6 protein-coding genes and 1 pseudogene are annotated in these 6,235 nt (G+C 65.4%); 3 read left to right on the top strand and 4 right to left on the bottom strand.

What is annotated here, in order from left to right:
- Nucleotides 1-237, top strand: a pseudogene (locus G3N58_RS33130) (RNA methyltransferase); the annotation flags it as partial.
- Between the two features lie 261 nt (nucleotides 238-498).
- Nucleotides 499-1,344, top strand: coding sequence for a serine O-acetyltransferase (gene cysE / locus G3N58_RS33125; RefSeq protein WP_167045002.1), 846 nt, complete (start codon nucleotides 499-501; stop codon nucleotides 1,342-1,344).
- Nucleotides 1,345-1,459: 115 nt separating this feature from the next.
- Here cysE and G3N58_RS33120 read toward each other — a convergent pair whose 3' ends face one another.
- The 4 genes from G3N58_RS33120 to G3N58_RS33105 form a co-directional block, all read right to left on the bottom strand.
- Nucleotides 1,460-2,257, bottom strand: a complete 798-nt coding sequence (locus G3N58_RS33120; RefSeq protein ID WP_167285817.1) for a UDP-2,3-diacylglucosamine diphosphatase — start codon at nucleotides 2,255-2,257, stop codon at nucleotides 1,460-1,462.
- Nucleotides 2,258-2,314: 57 nt separating this feature from the next.
- The gene (locus G3N58_RS33115) at nucleotides 2,315-2,809 is read right to left on the bottom strand and encodes a peptidylprolyl isomerase (RefSeq protein ID WP_167045008.1); all 495 of its coding nucleotides are present in this window, start codon (nucleotides 2,807-2,809) and stop codon (nucleotides 2,315-2,317) included.
- Nucleotides 2,810-2,893: 84 nt separating this feature from the next.
- Nucleotides 2,894-3,487, bottom strand: coding sequence for a peptidylprolyl isomerase (locus G3N58_RS33110; RefSeq protein ID WP_167045011.1), 594 nt, complete (start codon nucleotides 3,485-3,487; stop codon nucleotides 2,894-2,896).
- A 58-nt stretch (nucleotides 3,488-3,545) separates the two neighbouring features.
- Nucleotides 3,546-4,337 carry a tetratricopeptide repeat protein gene (locus G3N58_RS33105; RefSeq protein WP_167045014.1) on the bottom strand — a complete coding sequence of 264 codons (792 nt, stop codon included), beginning with the start codon at nucleotides 4,335-4,337 and terminating at the stop codon, nucleotides 3,546-3,548.
- A 248-nt stretch (nucleotides 4,338-4,585) separates the two neighbouring features.
- Here G3N58_RS33105 and cysS point away from each other — a divergent pair, with 248 nt between their 5' ends.
- Nucleotides 4,586-5,983: a cysteine--tRNA ligase gene (gene cysS / locus G3N58_RS33100; RefSeq protein WP_167285818.1), complete on the top strand. Its 1,398-nt coding sequence runs from the start codon at nucleotides 4,586-4,588 to the stop codon at nucleotides 5,981-5,983.
- The last annotated feature ends 252 nt before the right edge of the window (nucleotides 5,984-6,235 follow it).

Raw genomic sequence — 6,235 nt, 5'->3', positions numbered from 1 at the left:
CAGCGCGAGCCCGCCGGCGCGCGCGCGCAACTGGCGGCCAGCGACGAAATCGAGAGCATGTTCACGCATCTCGAAAGCGCGCTCGTCGCGCTCGAATTTCTCGATCCGGCCAATCCGAAGAAGCTGATGTCGCGGCTGCGGCGGCTGTTCGCGCGTTCGGGGCTCGAGCGCGAAGAGGTCAACATCGTGCGCGGCATCGCCAAGCACATCCTGCTCAAGACGAAGCGAACCGACTGAGCAGCCGGGCAAGGCGTATTACGGCGGCGAAGCACGGCGGCGGACCACGCACATCCCGGCGCCGCCCTCGCCTGCGGACGACCTTGCGGGCAGCGTGGGCTTCCGGCAGGTTTCGCGCAATCGCCCTACAATCCACAAAACATACGAAGCAAAGCGGCCACCGTGCTAAACGGCAGCCGCACCGTCATGCGTAGCGCGCAATGCAGCAGGCAGCGCGCAAAACAACGCGGACGGTTTTTCCCTCACAACACCGTCCCTGCCATGTTCACGAGACTTCGCGAAGATATCGCCACGATCCGCGAGCGCGATCCCGCCGCCCGCAGCGCATGGGAAGTGCTCACGTGTTATCCGGGGCTGCACGCGCTCGTGTTGCACCGCTTCGCGCATGCGTGCTGGCGCGCGAGGCGCCGCTGGCTTGCGCGCTTCGTCTCGCAGATGGCGCGCTTCATGACCGGCATCGAAATCCATCCCGGCGCGACGCTCGGGCGGCGCGTGTTCATCGATCACGGCATGGGCGTCGTGATCGGCGAAACCGCGCAGGTCGGCGACGACTGCACGATCTACCAGGGCGTGACGCTCGGCGGCACGTCGCTCACGCGCGGTGCGAAGCGGCATCCGACGCTCGAGCGCGGCGTGATCGTCGGCGCGGGCGCGAAGGTGCTCGGCGGTTTCACGGTCGGCGCGGAGGCGAAGATCGGCTCGAACGCGGTCGTCACGAAACCGGTGCCCGCACGCGGCACGGCGGTCGGCAATCCGGCGCGGATCATCGTGCCGGCAGCTGCTGCGTCGACGGTCCCGAGCGCGGTCGCCACGCAAGCTGCCGAGTCGAATGGCGCCGCGCGCGACGCCAAACGCGCGGCGGAAAAGAGCGCGTTCTGCGCCTACGGCATCACGCCGAATGCGGACGATCCGGTGTCGCTCGCGATTCACGGCCTGATCGATCATGCGGCCACGCAGTCACGACGCATCGACGAGATCGTCGATGCGCTCGAGCGGCTCGGCACGAGTCTCGAAGGGCTCGAAGGCGCAGACGCGGCGTTGCTCGATTTGCGGCGTTTGTCGGCCGCGATTGCGGGGAAGGTGGAAGGCGCGGTCGCGCAGCGCTGATCGTCGTTCCATGTCCGGTGCCGCGAATGCGCGCCGGACTACGCAGGCTCATCGGGGTTCGCATGGCTTCGCGCCGATTCACGCGAATTCAGCGCGCGGCTGCAACATCGCCGTTTCAATCGAGCGGCAACGCTCGAATCCCGTCGCCATCGATCCGCAGATACCCGCCGCGGCGCGGGCCGTGATCGAGGTCCCAATCCGGCAGAACCCAGCGCGTGCCGCCCGGCTCGCGATGCCGCGCGGGCCGGTGCGTATGCCCATGAATCATGGTCGTCGTTTTCGACGTCTTGAAGAGCGCGGCGACACCTTTGGGCGTCACGTCATACTTGACCGATACCGGCCGCAGCCGGCCATGCTCGCTCTTGGCGCGCATGTTTTCGGCGAGCTTGCGCCGCCAGCGGAACGGCCACGCGAGAAACAGCATCTGCGCGACATGATTGCGCGCGAAACGCCTGAACAGTTGATAGCCGCGATCCGCGGTGCAGAGGCGATCGCCGTGCGCGAGCGCAACGCGCAGGCCGAACGCGGTAATCACGAACGGATCGGGCAGCCAGATCGCGCCGGCCGCTTTCATGAAGCGCTTGCCGAGCAGGAAGTCGCGGTTGCCGTGCATGATGTAGAGCGCGATGCCGCGCTCCGACAGCGTGTGCAGCAAGGCCGTCATGCGCGCGACGAACGGCTCGCCGAGCATGTCGTCGCCGACCCAGTATTCGAACAGGTCGCCGAGAATGAACACCGAGTCCGCCTCCTGGGCGGTCACGCGGATGAAGTGCTCGAACGCGGCGACCGTGCGCGGGATCGCCTCGCTCAGATGCAGATCGGAGATAAAGAAAAACGGGCGTGCGGCGTGCGGGCGTTGGCCCTCGCCAGGCACGCCCGCGGCGACGCTTCGCAGCGGCGTCTCTTGCAGCATTGAAGGTGCCTGATTTCAGTTCAAACGAGTCGATGCCTGAGTGATGTCGGCGGCGTTTCAGCCGACCACCACGGCCTTCTCGATCACCACGTCGTCGACCGGCACGTCCTGGTGGAAGCCCTTCGAACCGGTCTTGACCTTCTTGATCTTCTCGACCACGTCCATGCCGTCGACGACCTTGCCGAACACCGCGTAGCCCCAGCCTTGCGGCGTCGGCGACGAGTGGTTCAGGAAGTCGTTGTCGTTCACGTTGATGAAGAATTGCGCGGTCGCCGAATGCGGGTCGTTCGTGCGTGCCATCGCGATCGAGCCGCTGACGTTCTTCAGGCCGTTGTTCGCTTCGTTGTTGATCGGCTCGGCCGTCGGCTTTTGCTTCATGCCGGGTTCGAAGCCGCCGCCCTGGATCATGAAGCCGTCGATCACGCGGTGGAACACCGTGTTGTCGTAGTGGCCGGCCTTCACGTAGTTGAGGAAGTTCTCGACTGACTTGGGCGCTTTTTCAGCGTCGAGTTCGAGTTTGATGACGCCGTGGTTCGTATGCAGTTCAACCATGATGGAATCCTTTGATGAACGGGTTGGAAAAAAGGCGCGGCATGTCGTCAGGCATTGACGCGAGGCCGTGCCGGGGCGTGTGGATTACTTGCTCACGACGGTAGCCGACTGGATCACGACCGGCTTTTGCGGCACGTTGCTCATCGGGCCGCGCGTGGTGGTGGGCGTGGCTTCGATGCGCTTCACGACGTCCATGCCGCTCGTGACCTTGCCGAACACCGCGTAGCCGTTGCCGTCCGGATTCGGGTAGTCGAGATTGGCGTTGTCCACCGTGTTGATGAAGAACTGCGCCGTGGCCGAATTCGGATCGCTCGTGCGCGCCATCGCGATCGTGCCCGTGGTGTTCTTCAGGCCGTTACGGCTTTCGAGCGGAATCGGCGCGCGCGTCGGCTTCTCGGCGAAGCTCTGCGTATAGCCGCCGCCCTGAATCATGAAGCCCGGAATCACGCGATGAAAGATCGTGCCGCTGTACTGCCCGGCCTTCACGTAGTCGAGAAAATTCGCGACCGTTTTCGGCGCTTTCTCGGGATACAGCTCGACGCGGATGTCGCCTTCCGACGTCTTGAGCAGAACGGACGGATGCGCGGCTTGCGCGCCGGCCGGCGACCCGGACTGCGCGAAGACAGGGGCGTTGGCGATCAGGGCGGCGCTGCCGAGCGCCAACATCAACCATTTCATGAAGATCCTCGAGGTTGGAGAAAACGGGCTGCCGGCAGCGAGCCGGTGTTAGCCGGTGTCAGTGCGACGGCGCCATGTACGGCGGCATGGCGAGCGAGCCGTTCGCGCCGCCGAACTGGAAGCTCGGCGTTTGCGTCATGTTCGAGGTGGCGCGCGCGGTGTAGTCGTCAGGCAGCGTGGCGGCGGCCGGCTGCGCCGACTTGCGCGCGGCGGGCGGCGTGATGATCTTCTGGATGTCGGCGAGACGCTGCGTGGTCGTCGCGCTCGCCTTGCCGAGGCCCTGCGCGCGGCGATACGCTTCATTGGCCATGCGCAGATAGACGTCGCCGAGGTTCTCGTAGGCGAGGCCGTAGTTCGGATTGACCTGGACGGCCGTTTCGAGCGCGGCGCGCGCCTCGCTCAGGCGGCCGTGCTTCGCGTACAGCGTCGCGAGGTTGTTGTACGGCTCGGGAAGCTCGGGGTAGAGCTGCGTGAGTTCGATGAACGCGGTGATCGCTTCGTCGTCGCGGCCGAGATGCGCAAGCACCGTGCCGCGTTTGAACCTGGCCTGCGCGTCGTGCGGATTCGAGGCGATGCGCGCATCGAGCTGGGTCAGCGCGGCTTGCCAGTTTTTCTGCTCGATCGAGGTGTCGATTTCCGGCGTGTTGTCGCGCACGGCAGGGCCTTGCGGCATGACCGCGGCCTTCTGCGCATAGGCGCTTGCGAGCGGCACGACGGCGAGCGCCGCGGCCACCGTGACACGCAACGCGAGAGTGCGCGCCGCTTCGAAAGTCGCACCGCCGACAACGCCGCCAAACGTAGACGCGGCGAGGGTCGCAGCGCTGCGCGCGCGGCCGCTGGAGTGTTTCATAGGCTCAGGTCTGGATGTTATACTCCGAGCCATTCTAACAAAAGGTCTGCGCGTTCCGTCGAACCGCCGACTGTCTTTTCGCCACTCGTGGCCGTCTCCGCCTGGTTCGCAGTCTCGTCTGCAGCCTGACCGCCGCACGAGGTGCGCCGGTTTTAGCTGTATGCGACGCACCCGTTGTCCTGTTCGTTCACGGGTCGCGGCGCGCAGAAGCACAATGCGGACTTCTTTCGGCCCACGCACCGCTCTCTATGGAATCTCTGCGCATCTACAACACGCTCGCGCGTGACAAGCAAACTTTCGTGCCGCTGCAGCCGGGCGTCGTGCGGATGTACGTCTGCGGGATGACCGTGTACGACTATTGTCACGTCGGTCATGCGCGGGTCATGGTCGTGTTCGACATCGTGCAGCGCTGGTTGCGCACGCTCGGCTACGACGTGACTTACGTGCGCAATATCACCGACATCGACGACAAGATCATCCGCCGCGCCGTCGAGAACGGCGAGACCATCAAGTCGCTGACCGATCGCTTCATTGCCGCGCTGCACGAAGACGCGGACGCGCTCGGCATCGCGCGTCCCGACATCGAACCGCGCGCGACCGACTTCATTCCGCAGATGCTCGGCATGATCGAGAAGCTCGAGGCGAACGGCTACGCCTACCAGGCGAGCGACGGCGACGTCAACTATGCGGTGCGCAAATTCGCGGGCTACGGCAAGCTTTCGGGCAAGTCGCTCGAAGACCTGCGCGCGGGCGAACGCGTTGCGGCCAACGACGCGAAGGAAGACCCGCTCGACTTCGTGCTGTGGAAGCAGGCGAAGCCGGAAGAACCCGCCGACACCGGCTGGGATTCGAAGTACGGGCGCGGCCGTCCGGGCTGGCATATCGAATGTTCGGCGATGGGCTGCACGCTGCTCGGCGCACAGTTCGACATTCACGGCGGCGGCCAGGACCTGCAGTTTCCGCACCATGAAAACGAGATCGCGCAAAGCGAGGGCGCGACCGGACAAAGGTTCGTCAATTACTGGATGCACAACGGCTACGTGCAGATCGACAATGAGAAGATGTCGAAGTCGTTGAACAATTTTTTTACGATTCGCGAGGTGCTCGCGCAGTACGATGCGGAGGTGGTGCGCTTCTTCATCGCGCGTGCGCATTACCGCTCGCCGCTGAATTACAGCGACGTGCATATCGACGACGCACGCAACGCACTCGCGCGTTTGTACACCGCGTTGAAAGACGTCGCGCCGGATGCGGCGGCGCTCGACTGGAGCGAAGCGCATGCGCAGCGTTTCCAGGCGGCCATGAACGACGACTTCAACACGCCGGTGGCGGTATCGGTGCTGTTCGAACTGGCAACGGAAGTGAATCGCACGCGCGAGCCCGCGCTGGCCCGCCAATTGCGAGCGCTGGGCGCGGTGCTCGGGCTGCTCGGGCGCGAGCCGCGTGCATACCTGCAGCAGGCAGCGGGTGCTGCAGCCGACGGCGCGCTCGAACCCGCCGCGATCGAAGCGAAGATCGCCGCGCGCGTAGCGGCCAAGCAGGCAAAGGACTATGCGGCAGCAGACCGGATCCGGGCCGAGTTGCTCGAGGCCGGTGTTGCCCTTGAAGACAAACCCGGCGGGTTGACCGAGTGGCGGCGCGTGTGAGCGCACCTCGTACTTCCCTCTGATCGACTCGCCAGGCAGGAGGCAGGATGGCAACGGCCACGAAGGCGCCGGCTAAACGGTCTGCGTCTCAAACCAGTGCGGCAGCGTCGGCTGCCGCCGCCAAGCCGGCGCGCACGCCGGCTCGCGCGGGTAGCGGCGCGGTAGAGAAAGCGTCGTCGAAAGCGGGCGCAGCGGCGGCGAAAAGCGGCAGCGCTGCCGCGAGCGGCGCGGCGAAGAAGAGCGCGGCGAAAC

It is taken from the genome of Paraburkholderia sp. Ac-20342, assembly GCF_017104985.1.
In the GTDB taxonomy this organism is placed as follows: Bacteria; Pseudomonadota; Gammaproteobacteria; order Burkholderiales; family Burkholderiaceae; genus Paraburkholderia.
This window is presented reverse-complemented; position numbering and strand designations above follow the sequence as displayed.